15 protein-coding genes are annotated in these 22,040 nt (G+C 59.4%); 10 read left to right on the top strand and 5 right to left on the bottom strand.

Features of this window, described 5'->3' with window-relative positions:
* Positions 1-329: 329 nt before the first annotated feature.
* From HJW02_RS07965 to HJW02_RS07975, 3 genes are all read right to left on the bottom strand, one after another.
* Positions 330-2,165, bottom strand: coding sequence for a GreA/GreB family elongation factor (locus HJW02_RS07965; RefSeq protein WP_180971099.1), 1,836 nt, complete (start codon positions 2,163-2,165; stop codon positions 330-332).
* A gap of 110 nt (positions 2,166-2,275) precedes the next feature.
* Positions 2,276-2,968 carry a hypothetical protein gene (locus HJW02_RS07970; protein ID WP_146018260.1) on the bottom strand — a complete coding sequence of 231 codons (693 nt, stop codon included), beginning with the start codon at positions 2,966-2,968 and terminating at the stop codon, positions 2,276-2,278.
* 215 nt (positions 2,969-3,183) lie between these two features.
* A complete protein-coding gene (locus tag HJW02_RS07975; RefSeq protein ID WP_102722860.1) occupies positions 3,184-4,782 on the bottom strand; it encodes a hypothetical protein in 1,599 nt (532 codons plus the stop codon).
* 434 nt (positions 4,783-5,216) lie between these two features.
* On the opposite strand from HJW02_RS07975, the gene purC reads away from it, so the two are divergent.
* From purC to HJW02_RS08005, 6 genes are all read left to right on the top strand, one after another.
* The gene (gene purC / locus HJW02_RS07980) at positions 5,217-5,927 is read left to right on the top strand and encodes a phosphoribosylaminoimidazolesuccinocarboxamide synthase (protein WP_022397579.1); all 711 of its coding nucleotides are present in this window, start codon (positions 5,217-5,219) and stop codon (positions 5,925-5,927) included.
* 65 nt (positions 5,928-5,992) lie between these two features.
* Positions 5,993-6,448: a hypothetical protein gene (locus tag HJW02_RS07985; RefSeq protein WP_146017848.1), complete on the top strand. Its 456-nt coding sequence runs from the start codon at positions 5,993-5,995 to the stop codon at positions 6,446-6,448.
* Between the two features lie 21 nt (positions 6,449-6,469).
* Positions 6,470-8,872: a phosphoribosylformylglycinamidine synthase subunit PurL gene (purL, locus tag HJW02_RS07990; RefSeq protein ID WP_102722859.1), complete on the top strand. Its 2,403-nt coding sequence runs from the start codon at positions 6,470-6,472 to the stop codon at positions 8,870-8,872.
* A gap of 48 nt (positions 8,873-8,920) precedes the next feature.
* Positions 8,921-9,628, top strand: a complete 708-nt coding sequence (locus tag HJW02_RS07995) for a phosphoribosylformylglycinamidine synthase subunit PurQ (RefSeq protein WP_022397582.1) — start codon at positions 8,921-8,923, stop codon at positions 9,626-9,628.
* Between the two features lie 41 nt (positions 9,629-9,669).
* Positions 9,670-10,449: a hypothetical protein gene (locus tag HJW02_RS08000; protein WP_022397583.1), complete on the top strand. Its 780-nt coding sequence runs from the start codon at positions 9,670-9,672 to the stop codon at positions 10,447-10,449.
* 137 nt (positions 10,450-10,586) lie between these two features.
* Positions 10,587-11,666, top strand: coding sequence for a M42 family metallopeptidase (locus tag HJW02_RS08005; protein WP_022397584.1), 1,080 nt, complete (start codon positions 10,587-10,589; stop codon positions 11,664-11,666).
* Between the two features lie 537 nt (positions 11,667-12,203).
* Here HJW02_RS08005 and HJW02_RS08010 read toward each other — a convergent pair.
* A complete protein-coding gene (locus HJW02_RS08010; protein ID WP_022397585.1) occupies positions 12,204-12,674 on the bottom strand; it encodes a MauE/DoxX family redox-associated membrane protein in 471 nt (156 codons plus the stop codon).
* A gap of 14 nt (positions 12,675-12,688) precedes the next feature.
* Positions 12,689-15,427 carry a glycoside hydrolase family 2 TIM barrel-domain containing protein gene (locus HJW02_RS08015; RefSeq protein WP_156340767.1) on the bottom strand — a complete coding sequence of 913 codons (2,739 nt, stop codon included), beginning with the start codon at positions 15,425-15,427 and terminating at the stop codon, positions 12,689-12,691.
* A gap of 274 nt (positions 15,428-15,701) precedes the next feature.
* On the opposite strand from HJW02_RS08015, the gene HJW02_RS08020 reads away from it, so the two are divergent.
* The 4 genes from HJW02_RS08020 to HJW02_RS08035 all read left to right on the top strand — a co-directional run bounded on the left by HJW02_RS08020 (position 15,702) and on the right by HJW02_RS08035 (position 21,514).
* Positions 15,702-16,733, top strand: coding sequence for a rod shape-determining protein (locus tag HJW02_RS08020; RefSeq protein WP_012419593.1), 1,032 nt, complete (start codon positions 15,702-15,704; stop codon positions 16,731-16,733).
* A gap of 196 nt (positions 16,734-16,929) precedes the next feature.
* A complete protein-coding gene (locus HJW02_RS08025) occupies positions 16,930-18,525 on the top strand; it encodes an Rne/Rng family ribonuclease (RefSeq protein WP_022397588.1) in 1,596 nt (531 codons plus the stop codon).
* A gap of 62 nt (positions 18,526-18,587) precedes the next feature.
* On the top strand, positions 18,588-19,709 hold the full coding sequence (locus tag HJW02_RS08030; protein WP_102722856.1) for an AsnC family transcriptional regulator: 1,122 nt from the start codon (positions 18,588-18,590) through the stop codon (positions 19,707-19,709).
* 131 nt (positions 19,710-19,840) lie between these two features.
* Positions 19,841-21,514 carry a hypothetical protein gene (locus HJW02_RS08035; protein WP_102722855.1) on the top strand — a complete coding sequence of 558 codons (1,674 nt, stop codon included), beginning with the start codon at positions 19,841-19,843 and terminating at the stop codon, positions 21,512-21,514.
* The last annotated feature ends 526 nt before the right edge of the window (positions 21,515-22,040 follow it).

Genomic DNA, 22,040 nt, shown 5'->3' on the forward strand with positions numbered 1-22,040 from the left:
AATTTAGAATCCGTGGTCAACAAAAAAGACCAGAGTTCGGATTATTATTTCATTAGTATGAATACCTTAATCAAACAGACTATTGTTTGAATGGGCTGGACAATCTCTCCGGCAAAGATTCATTTTTCAAGGCACAAAAAATAAAACGGCTTATTTTCAATGAGATGCGCAGTATATTTTTTCAGATTTTCTTCTAACATTCATAACGGATTCTAAATCCGTGAAACAATGGAAAGTTTTTCCATGAACAACAAAAAGGCTCCCCTCCTTTCAGGATGGGGAGCCTTTTTAAAGGCCTTAGTCAAAAGGGAAAGCAACTCTCTTAAAAATTAAAAAGCGGCTTCAATCTTCGTAATGGTGAACACTTTCTTCTTGTCGCCGTCCATCGGCACGATCTTCACCTGGTCTCCCACGCTCCTGCCCGTCAGCTCCTTGCCGACCTGGGAAAGATAGGAGACAATGTGCTTTTCCGGATTCGTATCCCACGCGCCCAGAATGGTGTACACCACGGCATCCCCTCCGGTCAGGGGCTGGAGAGTCACCTTCATCCCCATGGCGGCCTTGGAGGTATCCGTCACGGCAAAGTCCGTGCCGCGGGCCAGCGCCAGCGCATGCTCCAGTTCGGAACGGCGGCGGTTGAGCACCTTTTCCACTTCCTTGGCATCCTGGTAGCCGCCGTTTTCACGGAGGTCTCCCTCCGCACGGGAAATCTTCTTGTTGTGCAGGTTTTCCGGAATCTTCACATTCACCAGTTCTTCCAGCTCCTTCTTGCGGGCTTCCAGGCTGTCCCAGGAAACGAAAATCGGTTCCGGCTTGTCGGAGGTATCCACCAGGGCGTCCAGCACGATGGCGTGCAGGTCAGGGAACACGCTGATCACGCGGGCCATCAGCGCACCGCGGTCCTGTTCGGAGAAGGCGGAGGTATTGTACAGCATCTTGGCGAACTGGCGCACTTCCGCCACGTCCTGCCCCTTGATCATTTCCTGGATGATGTTCTTGTCCTCCATAAACAGGTTTTTCAAGCGCAGCATGCGGTTGGGGCCGCCGTCCATGTGGTCCTGTTCAATCAGGGAAAGCATCGCAATGCCGACGGGAAGGCCGAAGAGGGGCTTGGAGGCGTCATGCCGCTGGCGGCATATCCAGATGAGGGATTCAGCCGGAAGAGTCTGGCGCAGCAGTTCATGCTTCAAATGCTTGACCAGGGCCTTGTCATGCCCTTCCTCTATCAGGAACTTGGCAATCTCTCCCACGGCGCGGGCACCGCTCGCGTCAAACAGCTCCAGCGCCTTCTGCGTCCACTCTTCTCCAAAGACGGCGGGCAGCGTAACGTACACGCGCTTCTGGCGCACGGCGGGCATGGAATTGAGCACTTCCGCGAAGCGTTCCACATCGCCGATATTGGCTTCCACGATGGAGCGGAGGGGGTAGGCGGCCTGGGCCGCTTCCGTGTTCTTCACGGCGGCGATCAGGTCGTCCCGGAGCACGGCCAGCTCCAGCACCTGCTGAAGAGCCAGGCTTCCGCCGTTGCGCACGTCGGCGTCCACCGCCTGAACCAGGGCGTTGACGGCGTCCGGCTCCGTCATGACCGTTTCCATCTTGATGCCGTCCAGCACGCGCACCTTGGCTTTCAGGTCCGCGGCCTTGTTGTAATCCTCCAGGGCGGCCTGGGCGCGGGAAAGAATATTCGTGCGGAGCGTGATGCGCTCTCCCTTGCGGGTAGGCATCATGAACTGGACGTTGGAACGGAGCATGGCGCGCACCTTGTCCCACCAGTTCTTCCATTTGTCCGCGGCAATCACGGTGCCTTTCAGCGCGGCTTCCAGCTTTTCCGGGGTAAGGGAATTGCCGTAGCCCTGCAAGGTGACGCGCACCAGTTCCACCGGATCGTCCACGGACAGGTTGATCAGGGATTCGGTATCTTCATAACGCCTGGCCAGGAAATGGTCATCATGGAGGAACTCCAAAATTTTTGGAGCAAATTCCAAGGCAACTTCGTGTTCCGGATTTTCCTCAAAATCAATAACCAGCTTTTTGGCGGCCAGGTTCCAGGAAATGACTTTGCCGGCGCCCCAGGTAGTATGGAAGCAGTAACGGCCAGGTGCGATGCGATCAAGTTTTTCAGCGAGAGAGGGGGTGATTTTCCCCAGAGACAATAATTTCTCCAAGTCGGCGTGCATACTAAAGCGCATGATACGCGCACCCCTACCGGTATCAAGACTAAATTCCCGTAGAGGCACACGGCCAGTGCATCAAGGGCTGCCTGAACCCCTTCCGCCTACCAGTCAAAACGGCTCCCATTGATTCCAAAGCACTCTTTGCGGGGGCACCCTCCCGCCGGCGGAGTCTTCCCCCGCAACACATCGTAATGCTTCATGATATACCCCGCACTGTCCTTCACGCTTTCGTCCTGGTATGCGCTGTACGCACACTCCAGCAGCTTCTCCACGGTTTCAAACCCCTCGTCCTGCGGCATCAGTATCCTGTTTTTTCCGTCCGTCCCGCGGATGATCACCATGTCCAGGGAATCCGGGTCTGAATCCCCCGCCGCCTTCCCGGCGGCAATCTCCCCGGAAGCGGCATGGTCCAGGACCCGGATGATCAGCCGGGACAAACCCTTCCCCATATCCATCCACTCCCGTTTCACCCTGGGTGAATAATCCCGGCCCACGCCCCCGGCATCCATCCAGAATGGTTCGCCTTCATAAGGAATAAGGCGCCTTTCAGGGGTTCCTTCAAAAAACCAATTGCAATACATCTGGGCAGGATTCAAATTCAGGGAAGAAGCCCGGACCATCAGCGTTCCGTCCAGATAAAAACCGAACTCCTGGTCAAAGGACCCCAGGTAAATGCAGGCATACGTAAAGGGGGGATTTTCCGGGAAAAGCATTTCCCAATAAACGCCGGCGTCACCCCAATAGGCCTCTTCCCAGGCGCATGCGAAATATTGGGCCGGGTAAATGAGAGTCATTCCTTCTTCTACCTCCTCATCTGCCGCCGATGGAAAAGGAACCAGCGAAAAAGTCATCCAGAAGCAGAGCAGCAGTTTGAACATCAGTATTTTTTAAACCAGTAGAATACCATGGGCAAGTTAATAAAGGCAATTCATCTCCGGGCCTTCCGCGGCGGGGCCATAGCCCGGACGTTTCCGGAGAAGGCGCAGGGAACAGCCACCCCGGTCCCGGACTAAAACCACCAGGCCCGGCCTCCCCTGCTGCTCCACAGGCCGCTTTCACGGCGATATTCCCGCGCCCCTTCCTCCGGCGTTCTTCCCTGGAGCACGGCCCGCTTCTCAACAATTCCCTTCAAATAATCCTCATCGCAAGTAAACAGCAGGTCCATGGCATACAATAAATCCATCAGCTCCACCACGGTTCCCAAATCAGCATCAGCGGCAGACATGATCCTCTCCGTTCCGTCAGCCCCGCGCACGATGCAAAAGCCGGTATCGTCCACGTGATGAGCCGTTCTCCCTTTTCCGGACACCAGCTCCCCCCTGGCAATCCCGGTGAGCAGCCCTTCCATCATGCCGCCTATCTCCCTCCCGACGATGAGCCACTCCCTCTTCACCCTGGCTTCACAATCCCCCTCCGCATCCGGAATGCCCTCATAAGGGAATAGCACCCTTTCCGGTACCCGGTGAAAAAACCAGCTGTCATAAACCTCCCAGGGATGATGTGACTGGGATTCCGCACGCCCCATGAGGGGGCCATCCAGATAAAAACCGCAGATGCCGCGCCCGGGAAGCAAACAGCACACGGCGGGCTTCCCCTCCGTCCCCGCCGGGAACAAATCCTTCCAAAGGGGATTTGTTCCCAAAGGCTTCAGAAAACGCTCCCGGAACCCACGGACATATTTTTCTCCCGAATACGGGGAGGGCGCTTTTTCTTCCGGCTCCTCTTCCGCAGCTGCAAACTCCCCGCGCATGCTTTTTTCCCGTTCCCGGGCGGCCTCCTCCTGCTCCATTCGTTTCCAAACCCGTTTACTGAATCCCTCCACCCATTCACTGGACACCATGGGAGGCGGCTCGTCACCCGCTTCTGCGGCATACTTCCGGACGGCGGCGCACTGCTTCATCACCCATTGCTCCCCTGCCGGGGTCAAATCATCCATCATGGCCATGTCTGCCAATCCCCAGGCCAGAAACCTCATGGCCGGCCTCATCCTGCCTTCTCCCCGGCACAGGTCTTCCGCCATAGCGCCGGACTCCCCGCGGAAGTAGCAGTAATTCCCGTCGCACCCGGTCACGTACTGGCGGTACAGGTCCATGGGGAAAGTTCTGCGAGTGACCGCTTCATCCCACGTTTTGCGAAGTTCAGCCGCTACGGCAGGGTTTAATGCCGTCCGGCCTCTTTTAACAAATAAGCGACTGTAAAGAACAGGATTGACCACGGCCTCCACCCAGGCGGCAGAGAGCTCACGATATTCCCGGAATTGGAGGAAATTCAGAACCATATTTCTTTTACGCCCGGCAAAAGGGTCTTCTTCCGTTACGGTATCGGCAACACAGTCCCATCCCTCCAAAAGATTCCCTAAAACGGGAAAGTGCAAGCAGGTCAGCAGCACGGCAGCCTGTTTCATCCCGGAACTCCGGAAATCCGCCACCGGAAACTGGGACAGCATCTGCATGCTGCATGGCCCGATGGCTCTGGCCCAGCACAGTTCGTTCCCGTCCAGATAAAAGCCGAATTCACGGTCAAACGAAGGAAGGTACAGGCACGCATAGGCAAAGGGCGGATTGTCCGGAAAAAGGGTCGTCCAATAGCGGCTGTTCTGGGATTCCACGGCAAAATACTGAACCGGGCATCTTAGAGTACTCCAACTTTCAACATCGGAATGGCAGGTGTCCTCCGCCCGGGACGGAAGTGTGAGAGCGAGAGCCGTCCAGAAACATGCAGCCAGTTTGAACATCAATCATCTTCCTAACATCCGCGGAAACAGGTGGCAAGTTGATTATGCTTTTTTCATTCAGGAGAATAATGGCCGCCGGTTTGTGCCGGATTTCAGACATTCACCTCCGTGGCTCTCCGGAAAAGACCCGAGTCCAGAGACCGGAAAACCGGGTTTGCCCGGTTGGATGGCCCTTGTCAATTCCTTCCCCATGGGATAGCCGCAAGGGCGTGCGGAGGCACCCCCTTCCTTCGTCCAGTTGCGGCTTGACCGTGCGGAACGTCTGGCGTAACATCTCCGCACGCATTCAACCCTGCGCAACACGTATCATGGAACCTATTTACGAAGGGAAGGCCAAACGCCTTTATACGACTGACAATCCCAACGTCCTCCGCATGGAATACAAGGACGACGCCACCGCCGGAAACGGAGCCAAGAAGGCCCAGTTTGAAAACAAGGGCAGGATGAACAAGGCCATCACCCTGGTCATTTACCGCATGCTGGAAAGCAAGGGTGTGAAGACCCACCTGGTCGCCGACGTGGACGACATCAACATCGACGTGAAAAAGGTTTCCATCCTTCCCCTGGAAGTGATCGTGCGCAACATCGCCGCCGGCTCCTTCAGCCGCCGCATGGGCGTCAAGGAAGGCACCCCCTTCAAGAAGCCCATCGTGGAGTTCTCCTACAAGGACGACGACCTGGGCGACCCCTTCATCAATGACGACTACGCCCGTGAACTGAACGCCGCCACGGAAGAGGAATGCGCCTTCCTGAAGGACCAGGCCCGCATCGTAAACGACGTGCTGATCGACTTCTTCAAGCAGGTCGGACTGACGCTGGTGGACTTCAAGATTGAATTCGGCCGTCTGGCGGAAGATCCCTCCCAGATCGTGCTGGCTGACGAGATTTCCCCGGACACCTGCCGCCTGTGGGACATCAAGACCGGCGAGAAGATGGACAAGGACCGCTTCCGCCAGGACCTGGGCAACGTGATGGAAGCCTACGAGGAAGTCCTCTCCCGGCTCCAGAACAAGGCCTGAGCCCTTTCCCCTTTCATGGGAGCCGGTTGTCCGACCGGCCCCCATTTTTCATTTTACCAACATTCTTGAGCGATATGACCCTCCACTTTGAAGTTATCAGCCGGTTCCAGGCCGCCGCCAACGCGGACGCCCTGCTCTACACTCCCCTGAATGCCGGCCTCACCTTCCGCCGCAGCCGCGTTTACACCGTAGAAATCAGCGGGGACGAACAAAAAGCCCGCGAATATCTCCTGAGTGTACTGGTGGACCCCATCTCCCAGGAATGCACGGAACAGGCCGCCCCCATCCTGAAAGACTCCCTGTTCACGATTGACTACGGCATGAAGGCCGGCGCCCTGGACCTGGAAAAGGAAGCCATCCTGCAAAACTACCGCGGCCGCCAGAACATGGGCTTTACCCTGGACGGCCTGAAAATCACCCAGCGCGTGTACGTCTTCGGCCAGGGGGACAAGGAAGCCCTGGCGGCGCGCTTTGCCAAGGACGTCTGCAACCCCGCCATTCACAACTGGACCATCGCCTAACCCCTCTCCTTCCCCATCCACATGTCCGCCAAAACCTACCGCACCGTTCCCGTGAGGGACCTGAGCAGCGACGAACTGCTTGAACTCAGCAAAAAGCAGAAGCTTTCCCTGTCCCGCGAGGACATGGAAGTCGTCCAGCAGATTTTCCGCGAAATCGACCGCGACCCCACTGACGTGGAGCTGGAAGTGATCGCCCAGACCTGGTCGGAACACTGCAAGCACCGCATCTTCTCCGCCTCCATCAGCCACAGCGTCAACGGAGGCGCGCCGGAAACCGTGGACAGCCTCTTCAAGACCTACATCAAGAAGCCTTCCGAAAAGATCATGGAACGCAAGCCGGGCTTCGTGCTCAGCGCGTTTGACGACAACGCCGGCTTCATCGCCCTGGACGACAAGCTGGCCGTCTGCCTGAAGGCGGAAACGCACAACCACCCCTCCGCCATTGAACCCTATGCCGGGGCCAACACCGGGCTGGGCGGCGTCATCCGCGACATTCTGGGCGCAGGCAAGGGCGCCAAGCCCATCGCCTCCCTGGACGTCTTCTGCTTCGGCGCTCCGGATACGGACCCGGCGGACATCACCGCTCCGGACGTCATCCACCCCCTGGGCATCATGCGCGGCGTGGTGCGCGGCGTGCGCGACTACGGCAACCGCATGGGCATTCCCACCGTGAACGGCGCCATCCAGTTTGACCCCACGTACATTTACAACCCCCTCGTCTTCTGCGGAACCGCCGGCGTGATTCCCCGCGGGGACATCCTGAAGGAAATGCGCCCCGGCCTCAAGGTGATCGTCATCGGCGGACGCACGGGACGCGATGGCCTCAAGGGGGCCACTTTCTCCTCCGCCGCGCTGGACGAAGCCTCCCACGAAGAGGACTTCACCGCCGTGCAGATCGGCAACCCGATTGAGGAAAAGAAAACGCTGGACTTTATTCTGGAAGCGCGCGAACGCGGCCTCATCGTCTTCATCACGGACTGCGGCGCGGGCGGCTTCTCTTCCGCCGCCGGTGAAATGCTCTCCGTCACGGGCGGGGAAATCTTCCTGGACAACGCACCCCTTAAGGAACCGGGCCTCATCTCCTGGGAAATCTTCCTGTCGGAATCCCAGGAACGCATGGTCCTGGCCGTGGAGGAAAAAGACCTGCCGGAGCTCCAGAAGCTGGCGGACACCTTCCAGACGGAGCTGACCGTCCTGGGCCATTCCGACGATACGGGCATCCTGAAAGTCTGGCACAAGGGGGAACTCGTCTGCTGCCTGGACAACTCCAAGCTGCATGACGCCCCCATCAAGAAGCTGGAATCCGTCTTCACCCCCGGCAAGGGCCTCACGGGCCTGCCCCTCCCGGACAAGGACCTGAACAAATCCCTGGAAACCGTCATGGGAGACTTCGCCATCGTCTCCCGCGAACCCATCATCCGGGAATACGACCATGAAGTGCAGGGCAACACCATTCTGAAGCCCCTGGCGGGCGCACAGGCGGACGCCCCGCAGGACGGCTCCGTGGTGGACATCGACGGCTCGGACAAGTGCATGGCCATGGCCTGCGCCATTCTTCCGGAATGGGGCAAGACGGACCCCTACGCCATGGGCACCGGCACCGTGGACGAATGCGTGCGCCAGCTCATCCTGGTAGGCTCCAACCCGGACAAGATCGGCCTGCTGGACAACTTCTGCATGGGCAACCCGGAAGACCCGGCGGAACTCGGCCGCCTGGTGGAATGCGTGAAGGCCATCGCCAGAGCGGCGGACGCGTACAACGCCCCCTTCATCTCCGGCAAGGACTCCTTCTACAACTACTTTGAAACGGAAGACGGCCCCATCAACGTGCCCGTCACCTTCCTCTGCTCCGGCTTCGGCGTGGTGGAAAGTCCGGACCATGTTATCGGCTCCTCCCTGCGGCGGAACGACAGCCTGCTGTACCTCATCGGCCACACGGAAGACGAGATGGGCGGCTCCGTTTTCGCACGCACCCACGGCGTGGAAGACGGCAAGGTCCCCCAAACGGACTGTGCAGCAAACATGGAACTGTACAAGGCCTATTACAACGCCCTGACTTCCGGCCTGGTGCTCTCCGCCCACGACGTCTCCGAAGGCGGCCTGGCCGTCACGGCGGCGGAAATGGCCTTCTCCGGCAAGGGCGGCGTACGGCTGGACCTCACGAAGGCGCCGACCGTCAACGGATGGAAATCCCCGGCAGTCCCCCTGTTCAGTGAAAGCACGGGCCGCATCCTGGTGGAAGTGGACCCGGAATTCGCCGCGGACTTTGAAGCGGCCATGGCCGGCTTCCCCTGCGCCTGCATCGGTAGCGTCACGAAGGAAAAGCGCCTCACCGCCACCTGCTGCGGCGGGGAAAAGGTGCTGGACTGCGACGTAGCCAAACTCAAGAAGCTCTGGAAAGACGGGCTCACCCCTTATTATTGATTTCCAAAAACCGGGACCTAACCATACCAACGATTCATTTCTACCAATATGCCTCACGCACTTTTACTGAAATACCCCGGCACCAACTGTGACGCGGAAACGGAACGCGCCCTGCGCGCGGCCGGCTTCTCCACCCAGATCCAGCCCATCGCCACGGCCACGCCGGAACACGTCGCCAAATCCCAGCTCGTCGTCCTCGGCGGCGGCTTCAGCTACGGGGACTACGTCACCAGCGGCCGCCTGGCCCAGCTGGAAACGGAACGCTTCCTGGGAGACGCCCTGCACCGGCACCATGCCGGAGGCGGCCTGCTCCTGGGCATCTGCAACGGCTTCCAGATACTCACCAAGCTGGGGATTCTGCCGGATTCCAGCCTGATTGACAACAAGAAGGAACGTTTTGAATGCGTCTGGGCCAAGCTGGTGAAGGTAGCTAAAAACTCACCCTTCCTCCAGGGCCTTCCGGATGAATTCGAGCTGCCCTCCGCCCACGCGGAAGGCCGCCTGGTCACCCGCCCCGGAGATGCGGAAAAATACCTGGCTGCCGGAAATGTGGCTCTCCAGTACGTGGACAACCGCGACGGCTGTGAATGCAGCATCGCGGGCCTCCAGGATTCCACCGGCCGCGCCATGGGCCTGATGCCCCACCCGGAACGCTTCCTGCTGCCCCGCCACCACTATGACAAGGACTGGGCCGGCAATGAAGACTGGGGCTGGGGATACTTCCTCTTCAAATCCGCCTTTGACGCCCTGAAATAACGGCACCATCCCACTCAACCGCCCAACCTCCGCACCTCCCCATGACAGACACGGCACTCATCGGTTCCTCCTGCGCCCTCGGCGCCTTCTGGTCCTCAAAACGGTACTTCGACTACCTGATTGATGAAACCAATCTGTCCCTGCTGCGCGGCAAGGAATTCGGGCAGGCCGTGATCATCTGCCCCTCCCTCCGGGAAGGGCGCAGGGCCATCCGGCAGAACATGGCCCCTTTTCTGGCGCAGGTTAAAACCCTGATCGACCTCCTGCATGAGGTGAAGGCGGAACGGGTAACCTACGTTACCTGCATTGACACCCAGCCGGAAACGGGCAATGAACATTCCCCCCTGCTCCGCGAACCGGAAGATGAATGGCTTGCCGCGCTGGTGGAAATGAAAGCCTTCATCAACCTCCGGTTCGGACGCGTGCTGAACGTCTACCTTCCGGAAGTCACCGGAACGGGAGCGGACATGAGCGTGGCGGATCTGCTGGCCGCCGCCCCGGAAGGAACGGAAGAACTGGAAGCGGCCCTGCTGGAACGCCACCAGCTCTATCCCATGAACCGCCTGGTCAGGGATGTGGAAAAGGCATGGGAATGCGGAATCTTCTCCGTCAACCTGGTGCCGGAGCCCGTCACCACCTTTGAACTGGTGGAGCAGTGCTTCCCCTCCCTGAGCAACCGTCTTCCCGTCGCGAAGGAAACGGACCCGTACGGGAGCGCCAGAACATCCGTTTACTCCACGCAGTACCATGATCCGGACACCGGCTATATCATGGACAAGCAGAACGTCCTGGAAGGGCTTTCTCCGGTCAAGCAGGCCTAGCCCCGGCTGAAACCATTTCCCGGCTCCGCCCGCATCCCGTGCAGGCGGGGCTTTTTCATCCCCCTCCCGGAACATCTCCCCGCCGGCAGCCATGCTTTCCTGTTGAGCGGATACGGGAACGGTGCTATACAAAAGCCATGAAGATCAGCGACGACAGTCTTGAATTTTTAACGGAACTTCTGGAAACTCCCAGCCCCTCCGGCTTTGAAATAGACGCCCAGCGAATCTGGGCGGACGAGCTGCGCAAGTACACGGAAGACGTCCAGTGCGACACCTACGGCAACACCTGGGCCACCTTCCACGCGGAAGCGGAAAACGCTCCCACGCTCATGATTGAAGCCCATGCGGATGAAATCGGCTTCATGATCCGCCATATCACCAAGGACGGCTTCCTTTACGTGGAGCGCGTGGGCGGCACGGATACGGCCATCGCCCGCGGACGCCGCGTGCGCTTCCTGGGCTCCCAGGGGGAAGTGACGGGCGTAACCGGAAACACGGCCATCCACCTGCGGGAACCCGGGGAAAAGGAACCTAAAATCTGGGAAATCTACGTTGACGTAGGTGCATCCTCCGACAAGGAGGTGGCGGAACTCGGGTTGCGCGTGGGCCATGTGGGCGTCTATTGCGACGGCCCCATGCTGATGAATGAAAGCAAGCTGGTATGCCGCGCCCTGGACAACCGCCTGAGCGGTTTCGTCCTGTCGGAAATAGCAAGGAAACTGTGCAAGCTGAAAAAGCCCCTCGCCTGGAACGTGATGCTCGTCAACGCCGTCCAGGAAGAAGTGGGCTGCATCGGCGCGGGAATGATCACCCACCGCCTGCGTCCGGACGCGGCCATCTGCATTGACGTGACGCATGCCACGGACTCCCCCGGACTGGACAAGGGCAAATTCGGAGACATCAAGCTGGGCGGCGGTCCCGCGGTCATCCACGGCACGGCCAACCACCCCAACCTGGTGGCGCGCCTGGAAATCGTGGCTGACAAGAACAAAATCCCGCTCCAGCACGAAGCCGCCGGACGCCGCACCGGAACGGACACGGACAGCATTTACGTTTCCCGCAACGGCGTGGCCTCCGCTCTGGTATCCCTGCCCCTGCGCTACATGCATTCCCCGGTGGAAACGGCCGCCCTTACGGACGTGGAAAACACGATCAAGCTCCTGCTGGAACTGATCAAATCCCTGAAGCCGGAAGATACCTTCGGCCACAAGCTGTAAGACAGTACGGCGGCAAAGGCGCCCGGGAAAGGTGCGCCTTCTTTTGGCGGCAGCCAGGGCATGTGCACAGGGTTCGCGCCGGAGAACAAGCGGAGGGTGATGCGCCGGCCTGCGGGTTCCTCCTTCCTGCGGGCTTCAGGCTTCTCCATCCCTCCGGACGATACCCTGCCTCCCTGCCCCTGCAAGGAAATTTTCCACGACGAACACCGGTCTCAAGAAACGGTGAAAACCCGATTGGACGAAAGGCGGCGTTCATTGGTAAAATGAGGCTATGAAGGCCGGGAAACCGGACAAACCGGCAGGTCGGAAAGCGCAGCTTGAAGCCCGCAGGGTGAGTAAATCTGAAGAATGAACGGATCAAATCTTCATTCCGGGAAAGGGAGCCTGTTCTCCAAGCATATATGAATGCGGCGGCGTGCACGCGAAACTGCCTCCAGGGAGCAAGGGACTTCCGGCCCCTGGAAATCCTTCTCCCCGGAATGTATTCCCAGAGAAACGTTCCAGGCCTGAAAACGGCCGCACGCCCTTTTCTATCGGTCACATTTCGCTGAAATCCAGCCGGGTCACATTGAAGTATGTCTTCCCCTTGCGGCAGGAGTTCCACAGGATCACCAGCATCAGCAGGAACAGCCCCAGCCTCCACGCCACTTCAAAGGGATAGCTGGTCACTTCCCTTTCCACGCCGATGCAGTTGCAGGAAAGGGCAAGCCCCCTGATCCAGCCCTGCACAAAGAGGGCTACAAACGTGAACGTCAGCGCACTGCCCAGCAGCGCGGCGCCGGCGCAGGTCCGGCGGAAGAGGAGTCCCAGACCCACCACGATCTCGCACGCCACGCCCAGGCAGGCCAGGGGATGTCCCCAGGCCTCCGGGAAAATGGCGAACCGGTCAATAGTCGCCTGGAGCTGGTCCAGGTGGAACAGCTTGCGCCCCGCCACAAAGAGAAAAAAGCCCCCCATCCCCAGCCGGAGCAGGAGCAGGCAGAAACGGATGATCTTTTCTCTCAGCATGGCGGGGAGTCCGGTTATTCAAAGTGGGTTTGCTGGGCGCTCACCTTGTCGTTGCGCAGCTTGTTAAGCTCATGGCGCACCTTTTCCAGCTCCGTCTGGAGGGATTTTTCCCGTTCGGAAGCAGGCGCCTCTGCGGAAGACGGCGCAGCCGCCCCCTTCTTCGCCTTGCCTACGGCATCTTCCGTGAAGAGCATGTTCAGCCCGGAAGCCTTCGTGTCAAACTTCAAGACGCCGGAAACGGGTTTCTGAGAGCCGGGATGCTTCACGGAGGCCCTCACCGTCACTGTTTCGGGCTTGGCGCCCAGGCGCACCAGCGCCGGAGCGGAGCCCCACTTGACGGGCTGGGTCAGGGTGCCGTCCGGTGAATCCGTCAGCAATTCGGCAGGACCTTCCACAGAAAAGACAAGCTCTTCATCATTCAGGCGCTTCACCGTTCCACGGCTGTCCGTGACTTCCGCCACCACCGCAAACACGTCGGAACCGTTGGCGCACAGCTCCACGCCTTCCTCACGGTCCAGGCTCAGGCGGATTTTTTCCGCCCTCCGGGAGGGCCGCACTTCATGCCTGGTCACCACCTTGCCGCCAATCAGGCCTTCCGCCACCAGCTTCACCGCCCCTTCCTTGCCGGCGCGGGCGAGCTTCTTGTTTTCCATGAAATCCCAGGCCTTCGGGAACACGACGGGAACGCGCTTGAGGCCGTTGGGGTAGGAAGCCACCTTCTTTTCCACCGGCGCGCCTCCGTTGACGCTCAGGCGAACGGAATCACAGTTGGAAAACACCGTCACGTCTTCCGGAGAAAAAGGCGTGCATTCGTTGGCTATGTACACCACGGGACCGGAGCCGAGCTCATTGCGCGTCTTCTGGGGCCGCTGGGACATGAAGGCGTAATAGGAGGTCTTGGGCTGGCGGAAGGCATCCAGAATGCCGCCGTAGAAAGGGTCCGGATGATAGCCGCGCTGGTGGTCGAAGGGGTGCCACAGGCAGCCGCCGAAGTGGTAGGCCGAAGCGGCGTTCAGGGTATCATACGTAGTGTACGGGAACGAGGTCTTGAGGTAATGGAGGGCCTGCACCATCATGGGGACTTCGCCCCAGTGGCGCGCCGCGCGGGAGGTGGAGTTATGGGCGGACCAGGTATCCACGTTATCCCCGAATTCACGGGTAAAATACGGCTTGTTGTCCTTCCGTTCCTTGATGGACCAGTGCTTGTCCCCCGTGGCCGGGTGGGCGTACAGCACCTCATAATGCTGATTGCCCTGGGCCACCGCGTCGCAAGCGGTGTAACAGCCCTTATACGGGTATTCCTCATGCACCAGGTCGCGGGCCTTCTTGGCGAAATCCGCCGGGTAATGGGTCTCGTTCAAAATGGGCTCCCACATCATCACGGAGGGATGGTTCCTGTCCCGGCGCACCATCTGGCGGATGTCGTCATAAACCCGGTCCGCAAAAGGCCCCTTGCCCCAGAACTGCCAGCCCGGCGTAGCGACGATGACGAAAAGGCCCAGGCGGTCGCAGGCGTCCATGAAGGCCGGATCCTGCGGATAATGGGCGCTCCGGATTACACGCATGCCGGCCTTCCTCAGCTTCACGGCGTCCTGCCATTGCAAGTTGTTGGGAACTGCATTCCCCAGCCGGGCGAAATCCTGGTGCCTGTTGCCGCCAATCAGCTTTTCAGGGAACAGGGAGCCATTCAGCACCAGCCCCTTTTCCGTAATCTCCACGGTCCGGACGCCCACCCTCATGGAGCGGTTGTCCAGCAGATGGGCCGGATTCTTGGCATTGTTCCCTCCGGCGGCGTTCCATACCTCTACGCTCAGGGTGTACAGGTTGGGATCATCCGGCGACCACGGCTTTACATTGGAGATCACCAGGGGAATATCCACTTCACCCGTGGAATGGGGCGGAATGACCAGCGGGGCGGTCTCTCCGACGGGGTCCACGCCCTTGGGGTCCGTCATCAGCGCCTGCACGCGCACCTTCTGTTCCTTGTCCGTATCGTTGGCCACCTGCACCTTCACTCCCACCCTGCCTTTGCGGGTACGGGGGTCAAGGGATTCCGTCCGGAAGAAAACTCCGCCGCCGGCAACGGTTCCGGCCTCGTTCGGGTCCGTGATATAGACGGGACCGGTGGAAATCAGGTAAACGTCACGGTAAATGCCTCCGAAGTAGGCGAAATCCAGGCTTTCCTGGGGCTTGCCGGGAGGATAGGACCCGTCGTTGGAATTGTCCGCCTTCACGACGATCACGTTCTTCTGGCCCGGCTTCAGCCACTTGTCCAGATTCACGATGACGGGAAGATAACCCCCGAAATGCTCCGCGGCCTTCTCCCCGTTCACCCAAACCTCGCTCTTCCCCATGATGCCTTCAAAATACAGGGTGTTCCTCCTGCCTTTCAGCTTCTCCGGGGCCGTGAACGTCTTCCGGTACCACACCGGCCCCTGGTAATTGGAGCAGCCGCTGGCCTCCTCCGGAAGAAGCTCAATGCCGTTGGGAAGATTCACGGATTCCCAGGAAGAATCATTAAAGTCCGGACTGTTCACTCCTTCCGGGGCATTTTTGCCCTTGAACAGCTTCCAGCCCACGTTCATGCCGTAGACATCCCTCTTGGTCGTATTTTCAGGCAGGCGGAGGGCTCCCGCTACGGAATAGGCTCCCGTGGATGACGCAGCTTCTTCCCTGTCCGCAGCCGGGTCCGCATAAAGAGAGAAAGAACCAGCCAGGCATGCCGCCGCCGTCAGGATAGTAGTGACTTTCATAAATGGAATAGGTGAATGTAATTTGGATATACGGGGAAACACTGCCGCCATCTTTCATTCATATAGTACATCCTTGCTGATAATGCAAATACATATGTCATCCCGCATCTTCCGCTTGACCTGGAAGGCATGTTTTTTCATAGTCGATTCGTCCTGTACGGGATTATCCCGCAGCCCCGGTCCGGGTGCCAGGCTTTCAGTCCCGTGAAAAGGAAAAAGTGTGGCGTTCCTCCCCCGGCTGTTTCAGGGCTACGCCTTTATCCACTAGTTTTTTATGTCATCTTTCTTTCAGAAAATTGTCAAACTTTTCTCCTATGACATTGGCATTGACCTGGGCACCGCCAACACGCTGGTCAACGTCAAGGACCAGGGCATCGTTCTGCGAGAGCCCTCGGTCGTCGCCGTCAAGGGAGACAAGGTTCTGGCCGTGGGGGACGAAGCCAAGCGAATGCTGGGCCGCACCCCCGGCTCCGTCACGGCCATCCGGCCGCTGAAGGACGGCGTCATCGCCGACTTCTACATCACGGAGGAAATGCTCCGTTACTTCATTAAAAAAGCCACGGCCAGGTATTACCTGATCAAGCCGCGCGTGCTCATCGCCATTCCCTCCGGCATTACGGAAGTGGAACGCAGGGCCGTCAAGGAATCCGCGGAAGCGGCGGGAGCGCGCCGCGTGCACCTGATTGAGGAGCCGATGGCCGCCGCCATCGGCGTGGGCCTTCCAGTCCAGGAAGCCGCCGGCAACATGATCGTGGACATCGGCGGGGGCACCACGGAAGTGGCACTTATTTCCCTCTCCGGCATCGTTTACAGCCGTTCCGTCCGCTGCGCCGGGGACGAGCTGGATGACGCCATTATCTCCTACATGAGGAGAACCTACAATCTTATGGTCGGGGAACGCACCGCCGAGGACATTAAAATCCGCATCGGCTCCGCCTATCCCCTGCCCCAGGAACTCTCTATCGAGGTCAAGGGCCGCGACCTGGTCGCGGGCCTGCCCAAGACAGTGACAATCCGATCAGAAGAAGTGCGCGAAGCGCTCACGGAACAACTCAACACAATTGTTGACGCCGTGCGGACGACTTTGGAACGCTGCCCCCCCGAACTGGCCGCCGACCTCGTGGACCGGGGGATCGTCCTAGCCGGCGGAGGCGCCCTGCTGCGCGGACTGGACCAGCTCCTTCATGAGCAGACCGGCCTGCCCATCCACATTGCGGAAGACCCGCTCAGCGCCGTTGCGGAAGGTACCGGAAAAGCCCTTCAGGAACTGGACTTCTTCACTAATGTTACTGACGCGGAAGACTGAAGACGGAACCTCCGGAGCCAGCGCTCCGGCCTTGCGCCTGCCGTACTGCCGCATCACATCAACGCATCTGCCTGCATGATTCCTTTCCGGCCATCTCCACAGCTTGAAATCCAGCCGCTCCTGCCGGGAGGCGGCCCTCCGGGAACATTGCGGGCAATAGCACACCCTAGCTTATTCACACCCCGTGTTTACAAAAATGCTTAAAAAAATTAAACGAGCCTTCGGCTTCGGATCCTGTGATCCCATGGAAGGCTCCACCATCATCATCAATGCCGAGAAACTCGAACGCCGCGTAGCCCTTCTGGAAAACGGCGTACTGGAAGAATACACCATCGAGCGCGAAGGCGAAGACAACATCGTAGGCGGCATCTTCAAGGGCCGCGTCAAAAACATCGAACCGGGCCTCAAGGCCATGTTCGTGGACATCGGCCAGGAAAAGAACGCCTTCCTCCACTTCTGGGACGCTCTGCCCGCCGCGCTGGACTCCAGCCTGGAAGAAATCGAACGCGAAGGACGGCCAAAGAAGCAGCAGCGCAAAATCACGTCCAAGGACATTCCGGACATCTACCCCATCGGCTCCGAAATCATGGTGCAGGTCACCAAGGGCCCGATCGGCACCAAGGGCCCCCGCGTCACCACAAACGTCTCCCTGGCGGGACGCTACCTGGTCCTGATGCCCTTCACGGACCAGTTCGGCATCTCCCGCAAGATTGAAGACCCCAAGGAACGCCTGCGCCTGCGCCAGATCATGCAGAAGCTGAACGTGCCGGACGGCATGGGCATCATCATGCGCACGGTGGCCCAGGGACAGCGCTACCGCCACTTTGTCCGCGACCTCGCCATGCTGCTGGAGCAATGGTACGGCGTGGAGGAAAAAAAGGAGGCCAACCCCGCCCCCGTCTGCGTGTACCGGGAACCCGACCTGATCGAACGCACGGCACGGGACTTCCTGACGGACACCGTGGACAACATCATCTGCGACGACGCGGAAACTACGGAGCACATGCGCTCCATTGCGGGAAAAATCTCCCGTCGCGCCAAGCGCCACATCCAGCACTTCCCCGTGCGCACGCCCATTTTTGAAGAACTGGGGATTGAAAAACAAATCAACGAAGCCTTCCAGCGCCAGGTGCTCCTGCCCTGCGGCGGCTACCTGGTGATTGACGAGACGGAAGCCCTGATCGCCATTGACGTGAACACCGGGCGCAACAAGGGCACCAAGGATCTGGACAAGACCATTCTGGACACCAACCTGGAAGCCGCCTATGAAATCGCCAGACAGCTCCGCCTGCGCAACATCGGCGGCCTGGTGGTGGTGGACTTCATCGACATGCGCCACAGGAAGGACCAGCAGGCCGTGTACAAAGCCATGAAGGACCGCCTGAAGCGCGACAAGGCCAAGACCCAGGTACTGCAGATCACCCCCATCGGCCTGATGGAAATGACCCGCCAGCGGCTCAATGAAAGCCTCCGGGAATCCGTTCATGACCCGTGCCCGTACTGCGGAGGCCGGGGCCGCGTCAAATCCGTGATGACCATGAGCGTGGAAATCCAGCGGCAGATCTACGCCTGCATCCAGAAATACAGGGAAACCATCGGGGACATGGTCATCGTCGTAAACTCGGAGGTGCTCTCCCGCTTCAAGAATGAAGACGCCAGCCTGCTCATGGAACTGGAACGCCAGCACAGCGGAAGGCTGATCTTCCGCGGCGACCACAACCAGCACCGCGAATCCTTCGCCATTTACGACGCCCGGTACGACAACAAGCCGCTGTACCAATCCGGGCAGTAGCTAAACCAACTCCGGCTTTCCGGGCCGGGCGACACCATCGCCCGGCCTTTTTTTGACCCGTCATGAACAGCATTCCCTCCTCTCCGAACGATCCCGTCAACACGGACATCCTGATGGTGGCGGAAGACCGCGTCAAGGGCTTCCGGCGCTTCCCCTTCCATGCCATTTCCGAGCAATGCGGCCACCCGGTCCCGGTAGTCATCCAGCGCCTGAAAGCCATGATGGAAGCCGGAGTGGTGCGCCGCGTGCGCCAGACGCTGCTGGCTACCAAGCTCGCCCAGGGGGCCCTGGTGGCATGGTCCCTGCCGGAGAAGAACCTGGATGCGGCCTTTGACTGGATGAAGGAGCATGACCCCTTCACGGGCCACGTGGTGCTCCGCAACACGGATGCGGCCAATCCCGGCGCCCAATACAGGCTCTGGACCACGGTCAAGGTGCCTGTGGGCTGCGGCACGCTGGAGGAACACTGCGAGATACTGAAACGCCACATCGGCGCGGACGACTATGTCCTGCTGCCCGCCCGCGGCGTTTTTGCGCTGGGCGTGGGGCACATGCGCCGCAGGGGCCTCCGGCCCGGGGACAAGACTCCGGAACCGGCCCCCATGCAGGAAACGAAAACCGTCTCCCTCTCCGGGCTGGAATGGAAGGTGCTCCTCTCCGTCAAGGAACAGCTCAGGCCGGAGGAAATGGTGGAAGACCCCTGGGCCCTCCGCGCCGCCCAGGCTGGCCTGGAACCGGAGGAATACTGCCGCACGGCGGAAGAGCTGGACCGGAAGCAGGTCATCGGCCGCTTCGCCACCTTTTTGGAACATGTACGGACCAGAACGAACGACGGCCCCGTCACCAAATACAACGGGCTGTTCCACTGGACGGTTCCCGCCGGCATGGAAATCCGGGCGGGAGCGGAATGCGGACGCCACATCTGCATGACCCACTGCTATTGGAGAACCGGAGGGGACATCTTCGGCGGGGCGCAGATCATGGGCGTGGTGCACGGCCTGGAAAAAAACGCCGTGCTGGAACACAAGGCGGCGATTGACCGCCATCTGGACGCCTCAGGCATTCCCGTCCTGCATACGGCCGTCTTCTGGGGCGAACGCTCGGAAATCAAGCCCTCCGAAATTTCCCCGGACCTGTACAGGAAATGGACGGAGGAAGTGAAAAGCGCCCCCGTCCTGCGGTAGGCGTCCTTCTTCCTTTCCTCCCTGCTTCGCGCCATTCCCCGTGGCAAACTTGTTGCACGAACGGGTTTCCCTCCCGCGCGTCCGTTCTGGCATGGTGGCGTCGCTCCCGTTAACCTGCGGAGCTTGTCACCATGAAGGCACACCATCTTTATTCCACAGCCACGACCCTGGCCGCGGCGGTTCTGCTTGCCGCGCCCTCCCTTGCGGACCAGACCATCAGCGACGCCCAGACCAAGGCCGTCAACATGACGGAGGGCAAACTGACCGTCACGGGAACCGGATTCCTGAACGTCGCCAAAAATGCCGTCAACCTGAAAGACCCCATCCAGTCCGCCCTTGAGATCGAGGTAATGGAAGGAGGCAGGATTTCCGGAAAAAGCGCCCTTGTCCTGGACCAGGACATGGAAAACGGAATAACGGGACAGTTGATCAGCGTGACCAATTCCGGCACGATGACCGGAACGGAAAAACAGGCCATCGACCTGCGCTACATGATCAACACGTCCGCCACCATCACCAACAACGGTACCATTTCCGCCGGTCAGAAAGGAGCCGTCAAACTGGGCAATAACGCCACTGTGGTCAACAACGGCACGATTGAAACCACGGCTGCGGGGGAAAACGGCATCACGGCCAAGCATTACGATCCGGAAGACGACGGCATTGACACCTTTGCCCATGGCCTGGACCTTGCCAACAACAGCGGAGGGAAAATCACCGGCATGAAACACGGAGTTACCGGAGAAGGGAAAGCCGCCATCAGCAATAACGGCAGGATTGAAGGCAGGGGAGGTTCCGGCCTGAACTGGGACTGGAACGCCGCCCTCCAGCAGGACGACAAGTACGTGGTCACCGTGGTTAACGGCAAAGACGGCGTCATCAGCGGCACCGGAGACGCAACCACCCTGGACGGCGACGGCGTGGACGTGGATTACATCGTAAACCTGACCAATTCCGGCACGATTATTGCCAAGGACTCCTTCGGCAGTGCGGACGGCCTTGCCATCGGCGGGGGCGTCGTAACCAATACCGGGACCATCACGGCTTCCAATTCCAACACGAACGGCCAGGCCTACGGCATTCTGGTGGATGACTCCGACGGCGGCAATGCCTTTGAAGCCATCCGGATCACCAACAGCGGCACCATTGAGGGAACAGGCTCCAACGGCGTGGGCATCAGGATTGTCAGCGACAGGGAGAACTGCATCTTCATGGAAGGAGGAACCATTACAGGAGGCAGCGGCCAGGCGGTGGTCATGGGTTCCGGCGACGATGTATTTTCCTATTCCGGCGGAACAGTGAACGGCAGCGTGGACGGAGGAGCGGGCTTCAACATCATGGTCTTCCAACCGGCGGAGACGGACCTCACGTTTTCAAGCGATTTGAAAAACTTCCATTCCATCAGCATCCAGGGCTCATCCCTTTCCCCGGGCGCTTCCGTCACCCTGGAAAACCTGACCATTACCCTGGATATGGCCTCCCTGAGCCAGGACAAGCCCCTGTTCAGCCTGGAGGGGAATTCCACAGCCTCCGGCTCTCTTTTATTCAACAATGTAATCCTTCAATTGATGGGAACTCCGGACGCTCTTCCGGTGGATGGGTCCGGCATGGTTTACTTCAAACTGGCAGGGAACGGCATCAGCCTGGAAGGGCTGGAAGTACGGACGGAAGGAGGGTATAAGCTGGATATGAGCCGGGATGGCTACGTAGGCGTCAATTTCAACACGCCGGAACCGGCTGCCGCTGCCCTGGGCCTGTTCGGCTTTTCCCTCTCCATGCTGCGGCGCCGGCGCACTGCGGCCTGACATCATTCTTCCGGACCCCCCAAATCCTCCAACAGGGAATGACCCTGCACGGGAAAAATAAAGCTTCTGAAAAGACGAGCTTTTTTCCCGGACGCAGGGGCGTTCCGTACATGGGGGCAGAAAACCAACAAAAGGATACCTTCTAACGGAGGACAGCGCCGCGCAACGGCCTTCCTGCCCCCTGTTCCCTCTCCGGCGTTGAGTGGCCGGCTGGCCGTCCATGCGGAATTCTTCATTCCCGGCTTTCAGCTTGAGGGGGAGGCAAACCCCAAACAGTCATGGAAGCCGCAACAGCCGCACCGGTTTCCCTGTTCCGGCCCCCTATCATCAACAACGCCGTTTCTCCTTCCCCGCGCCAGGGCAAAACATACGGAATATGGCTTTCCAGGCATCTCCGCACAAAGTCCCGGAAACTGCATCATCTGCAAAAAACTGTCTTTTCTTCCTTGTGGAACACGCGCCCGCAGCCGCCACCTCATATTTTTCCGCAAGTCTGCGCTCAAGAGAGCCCCTCCCTACGGTACGC

Origin of the sequence: Akkermansia sp. GGCC_0220, from assembly GCF_017566105.1 — a bacterium.
Taxonomy (GTDB): Bacteria; Verrucomicrobiota; Verrucomicrobiia; order Verrucomicrobiales; family Akkermansiaceae; genus Akkermansia; species Akkermansia massiliensis.

Coding starts and splice junctions, on each gene's coding strand:
- HJW02_RS07970 (WP_146018260.1), bottom strand. CDS start 2,968: ATGACTCTCATTTACCCGGCCCAATATTTCGCATGCGCCTGGGAAGAG.
- purC (WP_022397579.1), top strand. CDS start 5,217: ATGGAACCTATTTACGAAGGGAAGGCCAAACGCCTTTATACGACTGAC.
- purL (WP_102722859.1), top strand. CDS start 6,470: ATGTCCGCCAAAACCTACCGCACCGTTCCCGTGAGGGACCTGAGCAGC.
- HJW02_RS07995 (WP_022397582.1), top strand. CDS start 8,921: ATGCCTCACGCACTTTTACTGAAATACCCCGGCACCAACTGTGACGCG.
- HJW02_RS08000 (WP_022397583.1), top strand. CDS start 9,670: ATGACAGACACGGCACTCATCGGTTCCTCCTGCGCCCTCGGCGCCTTC.
- HJW02_RS08005 (WP_022397584.1), top strand. CDS start 10,587: ATGAAGATCAGCGACGACAGTCTTGAATTTTTAACGGAACTTCTGGAA.
- HJW02_RS08010 (WP_022397585.1), bottom strand. CDS start 12,674: ATGCTGAGAGAAAAGATCATCCGTTTCTGCCTGCTCCTGCTCCGGCTG.
- HJW02_RS08015 (WP_156340767.1), bottom strand. CDS start 15,427: ATGAAAGTCACTACTATCCTGACGGCGGCGGCATGCCTGGCTGGTTCT.
- HJW02_RS08020 (WP_012419593.1), top strand. CDS start 15,702: ATGTCATCTTTCTTTCAGAAAATTGTCAAACTTTTCTCCTATGACATT.
- HJW02_RS08025 (WP_022397588.1), top strand. CDS start 16,930: ATGCTTAAAAAAATTAAACGAGCCTTCGGCTTCGGATCCTGTGATCCC.
- HJW02_RS08030 (WP_102722856.1), top strand. CDS start 18,588: ATGAACAGCATTCCCTCCTCTCCGAACGATCCCGTCAACACGGACATC.
- HJW02_RS08035 (WP_102722855.1), top strand. CDS start 19,841: ATGAAGGCACACCATCTTTATTCCACAGCCACGACCCTGGCCGCGGCG.